Raw genomic sequence first — 14,993 nt, forward strand, 5'->3', positions numbered from 1 at the left:
CTTTCCTGAGTGTTCTTCGGATCGGATCCGGTGATGCCACCTGCCGCTGGAGCTTATTGTTATGCCGGTAATGGTTCAGGCCCTGGTGCCTGTGTTTGTCCTTATCATGCTGGGCCACGTCTTGCGTCGGCTGAATTTCCCCGGTGCCGATTTCTGGCCCCAGGCGGAAAGATTTACCTATTACGTCCTGTTCCCGGCCATGCTGGTTTTCAAGCTCGGCCAGGCGCGTCTGGCACCATCGGCATACGGCGATATCGCGATTCTGATCTCGACGATGCTGCTTGCGATGACCGTGGCGCTGATGCTCGCCCAGAAGATCTGGCGCTGGAATGGCCCGGTGTTTTCATCCGTTTTCCAGGGTGCGATCCGGTTCAATTCCTACGTTGGCCTCGCGGCGGGCGGAATGTTGCTCGGGGACGAGGGGCTGTCACTGACCGCCATCTCCGTGGCGGTGATGGTGCCGCTGCTGAATCTGTTGTGCATTCTGATGTTCAGTCTGGTTGCGGGGCAGGAGGCCATCCGTCTGAGTCAGGTGTTGCGGGCGATTGCGACCAACCCCCTGATCGTGGGATCGGTCGTGGGCGTTATCTGGAGCTATTTCAAGATCGGCTTTCACCCCTTGCTGGCGGGCATCCTGGAACCGCTCAGTAACCTGGCCTTGCCGATGGGCCTGATGACCGTTGGCGCAGGGCTGAAGCTGGCGGCCCTGCGGGGAGCTTCCGGTCCTTTCCTGGTATCGTCGGTATTGAAACTGGTGGGTTTCCCTCTGATGACCCTTGGTCTGGCGAGTCTTCTGGGACTCAGTGGCCTGATGGTCCAGGTGGCGGTGCTTCTTGCCTCTCTGCCCACGGCCACATCGGCCTACATCCTGGCCCGCCAACTGGGCGGCGATGCGCCCTTGATGGCCGGGATCATCAGCGGCCAGACACTGCTGGCCATGGTGTCCATTCCCTTAATGCTCAGTCTGCTCTGGTAGGCAGCGGAGCACGGCGTCGGCGATGGACTGCTGAAATTCGAGGTAGCCTGACGCCGTGGGTTTGATGTCTGTCGCCAGGGGGTCCCAGGTGCTGATGGTTACATCCATTCCCTCTGTTGCTGTGTGCCACCATTGCCGATTGAACTGAGGTTCGGTGAGCACGCAGGGGTGTTTGGCCTGGCCAAGTTTATTCCGGATCTCTGCCACATGCCGGGCGCCCGGCGACAGCTCCGGATTGAGTGTGAGCACATCCTCTATGTGCAAGCCGTAATGGTCGGCAAACCGGGTCAGCGCGGAATGGTAGGCAAAGAGGCTGATGTCGTGTGTCGGTTCCAATTGCTCCGAAATCGCCGCTTCTCTCTGTTTGACGGCGTTTTCAAAGCGGGTCAGGTTCCGGTCGAGTTGCGCACTATCCTGATCGGGTAGCTCGGAGAGCGCCGCAACGATCTTTCTCGCCATATCGACGGCCAGAGCGGGATCGACCCAGATATGGGGGTCCTCGCCGTTACCGTGTTGGTGGTCGTGTCCGACGGCTTCTTTGGGTTCAACTTTGTGCTTTGTGTCGTGTCCGCCCATGGCGTCGGGCCCGTGGCCCAGGGCAACCGTTCGGTCGCTGAAATCCAGGCCGGTCAGCAGGCGCGTGAGGAAGGTTTCCATGTCCGGGCCGACCCAGAATATGACATCGGCCCTGGACAGTTCACGGCGCTGGGACGGCCGGATGCTGTAGCTGTGGGGGCTGGCTCCCGGCGGAACCAGCGTGACGATCCGGGTGTCATCGGTCGCCACGGCCCGAACCAGAAGCTCGAGTGGTTTGATGGAGGTGACGATGACGGTTTCCGCGTTGGCGGTTGTCGGGCCAGCAACGGCAAGGCTGATCAGCAGCGTGCAGACGAATCGAAGCCCAGGGAAAAGGCGCATGGATGTTCCTTAGCGGTAAATTTGAAATGTTATAATATAACATAAAGCGAAAGGCTGCCACCGGATATCGTCATGCGAAAACATGGCCAGATCGTTATAATGCCGGCTTTCATCCACGGTCACTCAGTTTTCAGGAAGGTTTCATGACAGTACGTACCCGAATTGCGCCATCCCCGACCGGAGATCCTCACGTCGGTACCGCCTACGTGGCCCTGTTCAACCTCTGTTTTGCGCGCCAGCACGGCGGTCAGTTCATTCTGCGGATTGAAGACACCGACCAGGTGCGCAGTACGGCCGAGTCGGAACGGGACATCCTCCAGGCCCTGCGTTGGCTGGGGCTCAACTGGGATGAAGGCCCGGACGTCGGTGGTCCTCATGGCCCGTATCGGCAATCCGAGCGCAAGGATATGTACCGTCAGTATGCGGAGGACCTGGTCACGGCGGGGCACGCGTTCTATTGCTTCCGGACCCCGGAAGAGCTGGATGCGATCCGTGAAGAACGCAAGGCCAATGGCCTTAACCCCGGTATCAAGGGCGACCTGGAACTGTCCCAGGAAGAAGTGAAGCGTCGTCTTGATGCCGGTGAATCCTATGTGATCCGGATGAAGGTCCCCGACGAGGGCGTCTGTGAAATTGATGACATGCTTCGTGGCACCATAGAAATTGATTGGGGCCAGGTGGACTGCCAGATTCTGCTGAAATCGGATGGCATGCCGACTTACCACCTTGCCAATATCGTGGATGATCACCTGATGGGTATTACCCATGTGCTGCGGGGTGAGGAGTGGATCAATTCCGCACCCAAGCACAAGCTCCTGTACCAGTACTTCGGTTGGGATATGCCGGTACTGTGTCATCTGCCATTGTTGCGTAACCCGGACAAGAGCAAGTTGTCCAAGCGCAAGAACCCGACCAGTATCAATTTCTACGAGAGAATGGGGTTTCTGCCGGAAGCGGTGACCAATTACCTGGGGCGGATGGGTTGGTCCATGCCGGACGAGCGGGAGAAGTTCACCCTGGATGAGATGATCGAGAACTTCGACATCCAGCGCGTGTCGCTGGGTGGCCCGGTGTTCGATGTCGAAAAATTGCGCTGGCTGAATGGCCAGTGGCTGCGGGAGGAACTGAGCGACGCGCAGTTCATGGAGCGGATGCGGCAATGGTGGTTCAATGAGGACGCGCTGGCCGCTCTGGTGCCGCATATCAAGGGCAGGGCGGACGTATTTTCCGATGTGGCGCCCATGGCCCAGTTCATGTTTTCCGGCATGCTTAACCTGACGCCCGATGATTTCGCCCACAACAAGCTGGAAGAGGCGCAGATCAAACGAGTGCTGCAGTTCACTCTGTGGCGGCTGGAAGCCCAGCGCCACTGGAGCAAGGAAAACATCTTTGCCGACATCAAGGCGCTTGCCAAGGCGATGGAACTGAAGATGGGCGATTTCATGTTCGCCATCTTCGTAGCCATTGCCGGAACGCCAAACTCCTGGTCGGTGATGGATTCCATGGCATTGCTCGGGCCGGATATGACCCGCTCCCGTTTGCGCCATGCCCTTCAGGTTCTGGGCGGTTTCTCCAAGAAAGAAACCAAGAAAGTGGAGAAGGAATACGCGGCTCTGAACGCGGAATGACCGCTTTGGCGAGGAATTGATCGATCTGGACAGGGATGTTCAGAAAACTGCAAAAAAGTCTGTTTTAAGTGTTGACGCCCCCCCGGCGGATCCTTAATATACGCAGCCGTTGAGGGGCCATAGCTCAGCTGGGAGAGCGCAACACTGGCAGTGTTGAGGTCAGCGGTTCGATCCCGCTTGGCTCCACCAATTTCTAGTCCCCTTCGTCTAGTGGCCTAGGACTCCGCCCTTTCACGGCGGCAACAGGGGTTCGAACCCCCTAGGGGACGCCAATACGGCTTTTCGGTTAGTCCGCCGGAACGCCATCAAAAAAACCGCCTTCGGGCGGTTTTTTTGTGTCTGAAATCGGGGTCAGATGAAACGTTCATCTGACCCCAGCTTCCCGTTGTTACCGTTCAGCGATGGCGCCTTTACCCACGCCCTCGTAGGCTTTCACCCGGAAGGTGTCGTCGGGAGACTCCTGTTTAAGGGCGTTGGCGATGTGGGCGGCAATAAACTCCACCGTGGTGTCGGTGTCGAGCATATAAACCCGGTCTTCCGGTAGCGTCAGAGCGAATTCTCCCTGATTCGCTTCGTATTCGAAGGTGACGTAGTGGGTGCCATCGGCCTCTACCTTCCGTTGCACCACATCCTCTTCCGAGCCCACGTAGATGTCCTGCCAGCGCTTTGCCCACTGCCGCTCCAGGTCGTAGTCCCGGTGACCATTGCGGTCGATCCGGATGGGAGAGCGATGGCCATGGGCAATCCGCTGACAGTTTCCCAGGTGCTTCTTCAGGCCGTGGACATAATGGTAGTAGGCGCCCTCGATCACCTCTTCCCGAAGGTTGATGGAGACGGAGGTGACATTGGAGGGCAGGACCGCCATCAATTCCTGCTCGAGCAGAGCGGCAACGGCGGAGGGGACAACCTGTCGTGTCGGTAGCCAGACCACCGCCTCCTCCGGTGAACGGTGAACGATTCGTCGACCGTCTTTCAGGGTCCAGTAGAAGGTATCCGGATGATCTTCCGACGGAACAAAACCCTCGTACTCCCTCGGCACCACCAGACGGTGGTCTACCCGTTCGTCAATAACGCGTTTGATCGTGCGCTTGACGTTGCTGAAGTCGAACACCATGCCTTGCTCATCAAGTTCTCCGCCGAGCACAACGTCGGTAATCCAGCTTTCGCCGACAAGGCCGCGTTGGCCGTCCAGATAGGCAAAATCGATGACGGTCAGGTTGTCAACAAACAGGTGGTCCATTGGAAATCCGGCAGGGGGTGATTGATTGATGGGCGGATTCTAGCAAAAATCCGGGTATTGGGCAGTGAGCATCCTTCCTGTCTCATTTTTCAACGTATTTGGGTGGCCGACTATCGTTACCAGAAAACCCTGTATTGCCACGATCCCGGCACTGGTGCTCGCGGCCGGCGCCTCAGCGCGACTGGGGCGCCCCAAGGCGCTGCTGGGTCTGCCGGGTCGGGAAGGCACGCTGATGGCGTCTGCCGTCGCACAGGCCCGACTGCTGACGCCTGAGGTTCGGGTTGTCGTGGGCGCGCGGTATCCCCGGGTACGGTTTCGGTCCGGTGCGCAGCCTTCGCGGTGGGTTGTCTGCCGGCAGTGGGAGGAGGGGATGTCGGCTTCCCTCAAGGCCGGTCTGCGAAGCTTCGGGCCGCGTCCGATTGGTGTTTACGTGCTGGTGGTGGATCAGCCCTTGCTGGATCCGGCGGCATTGCAGGCGTTTGCGGAACGGGTCCGTCGCAATCCGGGCCTGCCATGGGCGGCCGATTATGGCGGCAATCCCGGTGTTCCGGCGTTTATTCCCCGTTCTTTGTGGGGCCGGGTGTTCGGGCTGGAAGGCGACCGTGGTGCCGGGCGCCTGTTATCTGAGTGGCGCGCCGGACTTTGTGACATGCCGGGGGTCCATGACGATGTCGATACCGACGAAGACTGGCGTCGGATCCGGCAGCAGTTTAACCAAACAGCCCCGATAGCCAGGCAATTCCGACGCTGAACACGCCCAGGCTGATGGCAAGTCCTACGGTATAGGCTTTGGAGTTGGCTGCTCGCTGCTGGGCAACGAACTGGTCAATGGTCCGCTGTGCGATGTCTTCGGCGGTTTCCCGGGAGATTTCGTGCGCCTGCTGGATCGCCTCGGACTGAAGGGTCTGCCAAAACTCGGTATCGATGGTCTGAACGCTGGTGATGTGGTCCTTGAGTTCGGCCATGTGCTCTGGAGTAAATCCGGAATTGCGTTTGAATTCCTTGGTGAGCTCCGCGAGCTCGCGGGCGACATTCAGGTTCACTTCCGCCGCGACTTCGTCCCTGAGATGCCGTGTACGCTGATCCACGAGTTCCCCGAGTTCGGCCAGCCTGGTTTCGAAAGCCGTCTCCTGTTTGCTCCGGGTTTCGTCCAGGGCTCGCTTGAGGTGATCGTACTGCTCGTCAAACAGGTCACTCAGCAATTCGTGCAGGCGATTGTTGATGTGGGTTTTGACCGCAGAACGGGCGATCTGCTCGATCAGATCGCTGGTCAGCGGAACCACATTCTGCCCATTGTGTCCGGTCATGGTGTCGGTCTCATTTTTCGGCGACAGCTCCACAGACGCATCCGTGGCAAGATCGGCGGAGTCGGTATCCGGTTCTGATGCAAAGTCGGTCATGACGGCCGTTGGAAGATTGCCCTCCTCGACGTCAGTGGCAAGCTGGTCCAGCACCAGGCTGAGGCCTTCCGTGTGGGGCGGTTTGGTCAGGATGTTGTAGACCCCGAAATTTCTGGCCTCTTCCATGAATGACGACGATTTCTTTGACGTGCACATGATGATGGGGATAGCCGCGGTGTCCGGGTTGCCCTTGATGGCTTTGGTCGCTTCCACGCCGTTCATGCCGGGCATGAGGTGATCCATGAATATCACGTCGGGGCGTTCGTGGCTGTTGAGGAAGTCCAGTGCTTCCTCTGCCGATCCCGCCATGTTGACCTCCATGTCGCGCCCCTCGAGCAGTTTGCTCAATGCAAACCGGGCAACCTTGGAATCGTCGACCAAAAGCGCATTTTTGATGGCCATGTCACTACCTCAACCTGTTACTGCAAACGCGTGGGTTACCGGGCCTGGGGTCACCAGCCCTCCAGTTTCGGGCATTGGGTCGCCCGATAGCTTTTATCCCGGTAACACACGCCGGGTTCCGTGGTGCGTGCGGTGAAGATCTCTCCCGCCGCCGTGGTCAGCCGAACCTGTCCGTAGGGTTCGCCGTTTTTGAAGGTCGCCTCGATGGAACTGCCATTGGGATTGCTCAGCGTTCCCTTGCCATGGAACTTGCCCTCGATGAATTGCCCTTCGTACTTCTTGCCGTCCGCGAAAATCTCGGTGCCTGTGCCATTGTAGGCACCGTCGGAAAATTCGCCCTCGTAATGGCGGCCGTTGGGATAGGTGAGCGTGCCCTGGCCGTGGAAGCGGTTGTTTCGGAAGCCGCCCACGTAGAGCATGCCGTCCGCTGTGGTGAGCGAGCCCTGTCCGTTCAGTTCGCCCCCCTGCCAGTGACCGGTCAGAATGTCGCCATTGGCCCGGGTCAGGGTGCCTTTGCCATCAAATTGGCCGGCCACGAACTCGCCAGTGTATTCGGAGCCGTCGGCACCGTGCCACACGCCTTCGCCCTGCCACTGGCCCTTGACCCAGTCGCCGTCGTAACGACTGCCGTCCGGGTACTCGGCGACCCCTTTGCCCTCGAATTTGCCGTCGACAAAGTGTCCCTCGTAGTGCAGCCCGTCGTTACCCTGGTATCGGCCATCGCCGGTTTTGACGCCGCCTATCCAACTGCCATTCTGGTAATTGACCCGGGTGTATTTCTCCAATTCACCGACGAGGGTTGTCTCGTCGCCGGCGGAGAGCGTCACTGTCTGCTCCCACGGACGATAGCCAGGCTTGGCAATGGCAACGTCGTAGGTGCCCGGTTCCAGCTCAAGATCAAGGCGCGTCGTTCCATAATCCTTGCCATTGATGGTGACCTGATCGCCATAGACGTTGGATCGCAATACAAGCAGTCCTGTTGTCGGTTCGGGTTCGGTTGGTGCCGGGTCTTCGGTGGCATCAGGAAGAAGCGTGTCGGCCGGTTCTGCGATGGCGAGGGTCTGGTTGTCGGCACCCGCATCCGGGATGCTGAACGGCTCGGCGATGGGTTTGTCAGGCGCCGGTGCAGGCTCCGGTTCCGGGGCTGGCCGGGCCGGTTGTTCTGCCACCTGGTCCGGCTGCTCCGGGGCGACGGTCTGCGTTCGGGCGGCGGAACTGGTGGCGTCGGCTTTGTGTTCTGGCTCGGGGGCAGGCTGTACCCGTGCTATCTGGTCAGAAGGGGCGGGCAGGTCGGAGGCTGCCTGTTCATCCCGCATCGACGCGAAGCCGGCGGTCACAAGCAGCATCAGCGCCAGGGCATTGATGAACAGAAGTGGTCTGAAATCGACCATGGAGGAACCCCTTGATCCTTTATTCCCGAATCGTGTGTTACCTCTTCATCTTAACCAGTGCTTGCAACCTTATGTAACAGAAAGTGACTGAAGTTTATGAGAATGCTGGCCAAATCACACTTTGTCCGGAAGCTTGTCATGATTGAGTTGTTCCCAGGATCTCATGTACACATCGGCTTCATATTCATAGGGTGACCGGAACGGCGTCAGGACAAAATCGAACACCAGGAAGAAGAAACCAATGGACGCCCAGGCAATAGCCAGCGTACTGATGGTGGTGGCCTGGACTTCTGGATTCGCGTTCACGAAGTTTTCCAGCAGGGGTATCAGATCGGCAGCCATGGCGACCGGGTTGAAGCTCGCCATGACAAAAGGTAGCCAGAAGGCTATGAAGACCGGGAAAAAACCGAAGGACCACAGAAGCCGTCTCAGAAGGTAGATGCCCGCTTCCCGCCAGAACCGGTGACGGACCTCCGGTACCCTGCGGATCTGCTCAAGGTAACGGCGGCGTTCGGACCAGTAGGCGGCCACCTCTGGTGCTTCAATGTGGTGGGTCTGTGAGGTGGATTCGGTCATGGATCGGGGAACTGCCTTATCGCTTCTGGACTGTGCATGATAATCGATACTACGTGTTACCCTACAAGTCTCCATTTGTTTAATGACAGGATAGATTGAATGGCTGCAGTGATCGAGAACGCAACGCATCCGGCCTTTGAAAAGCTTCGCAGTCACCGGATCGGCACCCTGAATCTTGAGGTCGAGGAATATCGCCATAGAAAAACGGGGGCGCGACACCTGCATCTTGCGGCAGATAATGACGAAAACGTGTTTTTCGTGGCTCTGCGTACCTTCCCGATGGACTCCACCGGGGTGGCGCATATCCTTGAGCACACGGCTCTGTGCGGCAGTGAGAAGTTCCCCGTGCGCGATCCGTTCTTCATGATGATTCGCCGCTCGCTCAACACCTTCATGAACGCGTTCACCAGCAGTGACTGGACGGCGTACCCGTTTGCGAGCATGAACCGGAAGGATTTCGACAACCTGTTGTCCGTCTATCTTGATTCGGTCTTTTTCTCCTCACTCGATCCTCTGGATTTTGCCCAGGAAGGTCACCGACTGGAATTCGAGAAGCCGGAGGACCCGTCCACCGATCTGGTCTATCGCGGTGTCGTCTACAACGAGATGAAAGGCGCCATGAGTTCGCCGACGTCCCAGCTCTGGCAGAACCTGAGCAGCAACCTGTTCCCGACCACCACCTACCACTACAACAGCGGTGGTGAACCGGACCATATCGTTGATCTGAGCTATGACGATCTGGTGCGTTTCTACCGACATCATTACCATCCCAGTAATGCCATTTTCTGTACCTACGGCAATATTCCGGCCCACGAACATCACGAGCGCTTCGAAGAACTGGCGCTGAAACGTTTTGACCGACTGGACATCGAACTGCCCGTCCGTGACGAAAAGCGGATGTTCTCTCCCGTGCGTGTCGAACAGGGCTATGCCGTCAACGAAGGCGAGGGAACGGCGAACAAGACCCATATCGTCATGGGCTGGTTGCTGGGCCACAGCTTTGATCTCCTGGAGAACATGGAAGGGCAGCTCCTGTCGGCGGTATTGCTGGAGAACAGTGCCTCACCCCTGATGCGGGCACTGGAAACCACTGAGATCGGGCACGCACCTTCGCCCATGTGCGGGCTGGAAGATTCCAATCGCGAGATGACGTTTGTCTGCGGCATCGAGGGGAGCGAACCGGAGAAGGTCCAGGAGCTGGAAACCCTTATTGAGACCACGCTTCAGCGGGTGGCCGACGACGGTGTCAGTGAGGAACGGTTGGAAGCCATTCTGCATCAGCTGGAATTGCATCAGCGGGAAATCGCGGGAGACCAGTTCCCGTATGGCCTCCAGTTGATCATGAGCGCGATCGCCCCGATGGTTCACGGAGGCGATCCGGTGGAATTGCTGGATCTTGAGCCGGTGCTGGCGACCCTGCGTGAGAAAATCAAGGACCCGGGGTATGTGCCGGATCTCGTCCGCCGCAAGCTGTTGGATAATCCGCATCGGGTCACCCTGACCCTGCGTCCGGACGAGAAACTGGAATCCCGTCGGCAGCAGGCGATTCGGGAGGCGCTGGCGAAGCGCAAGGCGGCGCTGTCTGAGGAAGAAACCCGGCAGATCGTGGAGCGGGCCCGGGCGCTGGAAGAGCGCCAGATGCGCAAGGATGACGATTCGATCCTGCCCAAGGTCGATCTTACCGACGTGCCGCTGCAGCTGCCCGAACCGGAGAGCCGTTACGACGGTGACATTGCCGCGACCGTTTTTGCTCGGGGCACGAATGGATTGGTGTACGAGCAGGTTGTACTGCCGGTTCCTGCGCTCTCCGAAGAGGAGCTGCTGATTCTGCCTTACTACACCACGCTGATATCGGAGGTGGGATGTGGTGACCTGGATTACCTTCAGATGCAGGACCGTATCTCGGCGGAATCCGGTGGCATCAGTGCCGCATTCAGCGCCAAGGGTCGAATTGACGACATCCAGGATGTGTCCGGATACATCATCTTCAGCGGCAAGGCGCTCGCACGTAACCGCAACCAACTGACCCGGTTGCTGCATGACGTCTACACCAGCGCCCGTTTTGACGAGCATGACCGTGTCCGGGAAATCATCGCCCAGATTCGAGCGCGCCGGGTCCAGGCGGTTACCGGCAGTGGCCATGCCCTGGCCATGGGGGCGGCTTCTCAGGGTGTGAGTGCCGGGGCGTGGCTCGCCTACCGGCTAGGTGGTCTGGCCGGTATCCGGGGAACCAAGACCCTTGATGAGGCCCTCAACGATCCTGCTGAGCTGGAAGCATTCTGCAACAGGCTGGCTGCGCTGCACGACAGGATCCGGAATCAGCAGCGGCAGTTCCTGGTCATTGGCGAGGAAAACGAGCTGGGGCCAATGGTCGACGACCTGAAGTCCTGCTGGCAAGGCGAGCAGACGGGAAGTGACGAACGCTGGGCAATGGATCCGGTGGACTACACGACCCGCGAAGCCTGGCTCACCTCGACGCAGGTGAATTTCTGCGCCAAGGCCTATCGGACGGTTCCGGTTGATCATCCGGATTCGGCTGCCTTGACGGTGCTGGGTGGCTTCCTGCGCAACGGCTACCTCCATCGCGCGATTCGTGAAAAAGGTGGTGCCTATGGTGGTGGCGCGGGTCAGGACAGCGTGAACGGCGTGTTCCGGTTCTTCTCCTACCGGGATCCCCGTCTCGGGGAAACCCTGGCGGACTTCGACAAGGCTCTGGACTGGCTTCAGGAAACCGACCACGAGTATCAGGAACTGGAAGAATCCATACTGGGCGTTATCGGCCAGCTGGATCGGCCCCGGTCACCCGCTGGAGCGGCCCGCCACGCGTTTCACAACAAGCTGTTCGGTCGCACACCTGAACAGCGAGCCCGTTTCCGCGAGCGCGTTCTTTCGGTGACGCTGGACGATCTCAAGCGGGTGGCCAGTACCTGGCTGAAGCCGGAACAGGCGAATACCGCCGTGGTGACCAGTACCGATAACCGTGACAAGGTGGAGTCGCTGGGACTGGCGATTCAGGAACTCTGACGCCGGTTGGCGTATGGCGAGGCCCCGATGTGGGGCCTCATCCAGTCCGTCAGGCCTAGCGGTGGCGTTTCAGCCCGGTGGTGACCATGATCCGGGTGGAAATCTCCTCCACCGAGTAGGCCGTGGTATTCAGGTAGGGAATTCGCTCCCGTCGATACATCAATTCGATCTCTTCCACTTCGTGCATGCACTGCTGGATGGACGAGTAACGGGAGTTGGGTCGTCGTTCGTTGCGGATGACCGCGAGGCGTTCCGGGTCAATGGTCAGGCCGAAGAGTTTTTCCCGATGGGGTCTCAGGGTGCCCGGCATGCGCTGGTCGGCCAGATCTTCCTCGGTGATCGGATAGTTGGCGGCCTTGATGCCGTACTGAAGTGCCAGGTAGAGACAGGTCGGTGTTTTGCCGCTGCGCGAGGCACCGATCAGGATCAGGTCCGCCTCGTCGTAATACCGGGTCCGGGCACCGTCGTCGTTGTCCAGCGCGAAATTCACCGCATTGATACGACGTTCATAGCTGCCCGAATGGTTGATCGCATGGCTCTTTCCCACGCTGTAGGACGAAGACGATTGCAGCTCCTGCTCCAGCGGATTCAGGAAGGTCCCGAAGATATCCACCATGAATCCGTCGGCCCGGGATATGATGTCCCGGATCTGGCTGTCCACGATGGTGTCGAAGACCAGCGGACGATCGCCGTCGATCTCGGCGGCCTTGTTGATGCGGGTTACCATTTCCCGGGCTTTCTCTTCATCGTCGATGTAGGGCACCGTGACCCGCTCGAAATCAATCTTCTCGAATTGGGCCAGAAGGGCGTGCCCGAGCGCTTCCGCGGTCAGGCCGGTGCCGTCGGATATAAAGAAGGCAGTGCGTTTCATGCTGTTGTATCCCAGTTCAAATTTTCCGGTGAGGCCGCAAGGTCCCTAGGTAATTTCCGCAGGTTAAAGTATCATACACGCCAAGTTCGAGACTCCGCAGTGGATATTGCCCGCATTTGCCGCTGAATATCGCTGGACCGGTTATGCTCTTTGCTTCACAGACTCAAGGGAGACGTGCTTTGGAAGATTACATCATCTGGTTTGACCACCTCGGAATGTCGGATGTCGACCGGGTCGGCGGAAAGAATGCCTCTCTGGGCGAAATGATCAGTAATCTCGCCAATGCCGGTGTTACTGTACCTGGTGGTTTTGCCACGACGGCTCATGCCTACCGCGAATTTCTGGCCACCGACGGGCTCAAGGACAAGATCGACGAGGCACTGGACAAGCTTGATGTAAACGATGTGAACGAGCTGGCCCGCGTTGGCTCCCAGATTCGCCAGTGGATTATCGACACCGATTTCCCCGAAGTTCTGGATCAGTCGCTCAAAGAGGCTTACGCCAAGCTGCAAAACGGTAACGAGCATATGGCGGTTGCCGTTCGTTCATCTGCAACGGCAGAAGACCTGCCGGATGCCTCATTTGCCGGCCAGCAGGAGACGTTCCTGAACGTGGTTGGTCTGCAGCAGGTGCGGCGTTCGGTCAAGGAGGTGTTTGCCTCACTGTTCAATGATCGCGCCATTTCCTATCGGGTGCATCACGGGTTTGATCACAAGCTTGTGGCCCTGTCTGCCGGCATCCAGAAAATGGTGCGCAGTGAAACGGCCGCCAGTGGCGTAATGTTCACGCTGGACACCGAGTCCGGTTTCCGGGATGTGGTGTTCATTACAGCCTCCTACGGGCTGGGTGAAACCGTCGTTCAGGGTGCCGTTAACCCGGATGAATTCTATGTACACAAGCCGACCCTGGAAGCGGGCCGGCCGGCCGTGCTGCGCCGGAATCTGGGCAGCAAGGCGATCAAGATGGTCTACCATTCCAATCCGGATGAAGGCGAGTTCGTCGAGACCGTGAAGGTTGCCCACGAAGATCGTGACCGTTTCTCCATTACCGATGCGGAAGTGGAAGAGCTGGCCAAGCAGGCCATGATCATCGAGAAACACTACAACCGTCCGATGGATATCGAGTGGGCCAAAGACGGTGATGATGGCCGGATCTACATCGTTCAGGCCCGTCCGGAAACGGTGAAGAGCCGTGCCTCTGCCAACGTCATGGAACGTTACCTGCTCAAAGAGACCGGTAAGGTCCTGGTGGAAGGGCGTAGTATCGGCCATAAGATCGGCAGCGGCCCGGTCAAGATCATTACCAGTATCAATGAAATGGACCGGGTCCAGCCCGGTGATGTGCTGGTGACGGACATGACCGACCCGGATTGGGAGCCGGTTATGAAGCGGGCTTCTGCGATTGTCACCGATCGTGGTGGCCGGACCTGCCACGCGGCCATCATAGCCCGTGAGCTGGGTATTCCGGCGGTTGTCGGTTGCGGTGATGCCACCGAAATTCTGAAGGATGGCCAGCAGGTCACCGTGTCCTGTGCCGAGGGCGATACCGGCATGATTTATGAGGGCGCGCTGGACTTCGAGCTGCGTGAAAACACCGTGGATTCCATGCCGAACATCCCGTTCAAGATCATGATGAACGTGGGTAACCCGGACCGGGCCTTCGATTTTCAGGCGCTGCCCAACGAAGGCGTTGGTCTTGCCCGTCTGGAGTTCATCATCAACCGGATGATCGGTGTTCACCCGAAAGCGCTGCTCAACTTCGACGGACTGCCGCGGGATATCAAGCAAACCGTCGAAAAGCGGATTGCTGGTTACTCATCGCCCGTCGACTTCTACGTGGACAAGCTGGTGGAAGGTATCTCCACGCTGGCTGCTGCGTTTGCACCGAAGAAGGTCATCGTGCGTCTGTCGGACTTCAAGTCCAACGAGTATGCCAACCTGATCGGCGGAACCCTGTACGAGCCGGACGAGGAAAACCCGATGCTGGGCTTCCGCGGCGCATCTCGCTACATTTCCGATACCTTCCGCGATTGTTTCGAGCTCGAATGTCGTGCCCTCAAGAAGGTGCGTAACGACATGGGCCTGACCAACGTGGAGGTGATGGTGCCGTTCGTCCGGACTGTAGGCGAGGCCGAGCAGGTGGTGAACCTGCTGGCAGAGAATGGCCTGAAGCGGGGCGACAACGGACTTCGGGTTATCATGATGTGTGAGCTTCCGGCCAATGCGTTGCTTGCAGACCAGTTCCTCGAACACTTCGATGGCTTCTCCATCGGCTCCAATGACCTGACCCAGCTGACCCTGGGGCTGGATCGGGATTCCGGCATCATTGCCCACCTGTTCGATGAGCGGAATGAAGCGGTCAAAGCTCTGCTTTCCAATGCGATTCAGGCGTGCCGGAAGGCTGGCAAGTACATCGGTATCTGTGGCCAGGGACCGTCTGACCATCCGGATCTGGCGAAGTGGCTGATGGACCACGGGATTGATTCTGTGTCTCTGAACCCGGATTCGGTCCTCGATACCTGGTTCTTCCTGGCTGATGAGAAGATCGACTGAATTCACTTGAGGAAA

Annotated in this window: 11 protein-coding genes and 2 tRNA genes; 7 read left to right on the forward strand and 6 right to left on the reverse strand. The window is 58.6% G+C overall.

Annotated elements, in window-relative coordinates; translation table 11 throughout:
* The first annotated feature begins 61 nt into the window (after positions 1-61).
* A complete protein-coding gene (locus tag MLD04_RS04050) occupies positions 62-976 on the forward strand; it encodes an AEC family transporter (RefSeq protein WP_248154988.1) in 915 nt (304 codons plus the stop codon).
* Here the strand turns inward: MLD04_RS04050 and MLD04_RS04055 are convergent.
* Positions 953-1,894, reverse strand: coding sequence for a zinc ABC transporter substrate-binding protein (locus tag MLD04_RS04055; protein WP_248154990.1), 942 nt, complete (start codon positions 1,892-1,894; stop codon positions 953-955). The genes MLD04_RS04050 and MLD04_RS04055 overlap by 24 nt on opposite strands.
* 143 nt (positions 1,895-2,037) lie before the next feature.
* Between MLD04_RS04055 and gltX the strand changes: the two genes are divergently transcribed.
* From gltX to MLD04_RS04070, 3 genes are all read left to right on the forward strand, one after another.
* Complete coding sequence (gltX, locus tag MLD04_RS04060) at positions 2,038-3,522, forward strand: glutamate--tRNA ligase (RefSeq protein WP_248154992.1); 1,485 nt, start codon at positions 2,038-2,040, stop codon at positions 3,520-3,522.
* Positions 3,523-3,635: 113 nt separating this feature from the next.
* Positions 3,636-3,711 (forward strand) — tRNA-Ala (locus tag MLD04_RS04065).
* Positions 3,712-3,718: 7 nt separating this feature from the next.
* Positions 3,719-3,794: transfer RNA gene (locus MLD04_RS04070), tRNA-Glu, on the forward strand.
* Positions 3,795-3,910: 116 nt separating this feature from the next.
* Here MLD04_RS04070 and MLD04_RS04075 read toward each other — a convergent pair.
* Complete coding sequence (locus MLD04_RS04075) at positions 3,911-4,762, reverse strand: 6-carboxytetrahydropterin synthase (protein ID WP_248154994.1); 852 nt, start codon at positions 4,760-4,762, stop codon at positions 3,911-3,913.
* A gap of 64 nt (positions 4,763-4,826) precedes the next feature.
* Between MLD04_RS04075 and MLD04_RS04080 the strand changes: the two genes are divergently transcribed.
* The gene (locus MLD04_RS04080) at positions 4,827-5,513 is read left to right on the forward strand and encodes a nucleotidyltransferase family protein (RefSeq protein WP_248154996.1); all 687 of its coding nucleotides are present in this window, start codon (positions 4,827-4,829) and stop codon (positions 5,511-5,513) included.
* On the opposite strand, the gene MLD04_RS04085 is transcribed toward MLD04_RS04080, so the two are convergent.
* From MLD04_RS04085 to MLD04_RS04095, 3 genes are all read right to left on the reverse strand, one after another.
* Positions 5,473-6,564 (reverse strand): response regulator, encoded by a 1,092-nt coding sequence (locus tag MLD04_RS04085; protein WP_248154998.1) that lies wholly within the window; start codon positions 6,562-6,564, stop codon positions 5,473-5,475. The two genes, MLD04_RS04080 and MLD04_RS04085, sit on opposite strands and share 41 nt — an antisense overlap.
* 50 nt (positions 6,565-6,614) lie before the next feature.
* Entirely contained in the window at positions 6,615-7,955 is a 1,341-nt protein-coding gene (locus MLD04_RS04090) for a PEGA domain-containing protein (RefSeq protein WP_248155000.1), read from the reverse strand.
* A gap of 114 nt (positions 7,956-8,069) precedes the next feature.
* Positions 8,070-8,531: a hypothetical protein gene (locus MLD04_RS04095; protein ID WP_248155002.1), complete on the reverse strand. Its 462-nt coding sequence runs from the start codon at positions 8,529-8,531 to the stop codon at positions 8,070-8,072.
* A 99-nt stretch (positions 8,532-8,630) separates the two neighbouring features.
* Between MLD04_RS04095 and MLD04_RS04100 the strand changes: the two genes are divergently transcribed.
* On the forward strand, positions 8,631-11,555 hold the full coding sequence (locus MLD04_RS04100) for an insulinase family protein (RefSeq protein WP_248155004.1): 2,925 nt from the start codon (positions 8,631-8,633) through the stop codon (positions 11,553-11,555).
* Between the two features lie 55 nt (positions 11,556-11,610).
* Here MLD04_RS04100 and ppsR read toward each other — a convergent pair whose 3' ends face one another.
* Positions 11,611-12,426 (reverse strand): posphoenolpyruvate synthetase regulatory kinase/phosphorylase PpsR, encoded by an 816-nt coding sequence (ppsR, locus tag MLD04_RS04105; protein WP_248155006.1) that lies wholly within the window; start codon positions 12,424-12,426, stop codon positions 11,611-11,613.
* Positions 12,427-12,569: 143 nt separating this feature from the next.
* Here ppsR and ppsA point away from each other — a divergent pair, with 143 nt between their 5' ends.
* Positions 12,570-14,978 carry a phosphoenolpyruvate synthase gene (ppsA, locus tag MLD04_RS04110; RefSeq protein ID WP_379883366.1) on the forward strand — a complete coding sequence of 803 codons (2,409 nt, stop codon included), beginning with the start codon at positions 12,570-12,572 and terminating at the stop codon, positions 14,976-14,978.
* The last annotated feature ends 15 nt before the right edge of the window (positions 14,979-14,993 follow it).

The organism is Marinobacter koreensis, assembly GCF_023156285.1.
In the GTDB taxonomy this organism is placed as follows: Bacteria; Pseudomonadota; Gammaproteobacteria; order Pseudomonadales; family Oleiphilaceae; genus Marinobacter; species Marinobacter koreensis.

What these genes read in the sequence shown, in the direction of transcription:
- MLD04_RS04050 (WP_248154988.1), top strand. Translation starts at nt 62, where the DNA reads ATGCCGGTAATGGTTCAGGCCCTGGTGCCTGTGTTTGTCCTTATCATG.
- MLD04_RS04055 (WP_248154990.1), bottom strand. Translation starts at nt 1,894, where the DNA reads ATGCGCCTTTTCCCTGGGCTTCGATTCGTCTGCACGCTGCTGATCAGC.
- gltX (WP_248154992.1), top strand. Translation starts at nt 2,038, where the DNA reads ATGACAGTACGTACCCGAATTGCGCCATCCCCGACCGGAGATCCTCAC.
- MLD04_RS04075 (WP_248154994.1), bottom strand. Translation starts at nt 4,762, where the DNA reads ATGGACCACCTGTTTGTTGACAACCTGACCGTCATCGATTTTGCCTAT.
- MLD04_RS04085 (WP_248154998.1), bottom strand. Translation starts at nt 6,564, where the DNA reads ATGGCCATCAAAAATGCGCTTTTGGTCGACGATTCCAAGGTTGCCCGG.
- MLD04_RS04090 (WP_248155000.1), bottom strand. Translation starts at nt 7,955, where the DNA reads ATGGTCGATTTCAGACCACTTCTGTTCATCAATGCCCTGGCGCTGATG.
- MLD04_RS04095 (WP_248155002.1), bottom strand. Translation starts at nt 8,531, where the DNA reads ATGACCGAATCCACCTCACAGACCCACCACATTGAAGCACCAGAGGTG.
- MLD04_RS04100 (WP_248155004.1), top strand. Translation starts at nt 8,631, where the DNA reads ATGGCTGCAGTGATCGAGAACGCAACGCATCCGGCCTTTGAAAAGCTT.
- ppsR (WP_248155006.1), bottom strand. Translation starts at nt 12,426, where the DNA reads ATGAAACGCACTGCCTTCTTTATATCCGACGGCACCGGCCTGACCGCG.
- ppsA (WP_379883366.1), top strand. Translation starts at nt 12,570, where the DNA reads ATGCTCTTTGCTTCACAGACTCAAGGGAGACGTGCTTTGGAAGATTAC.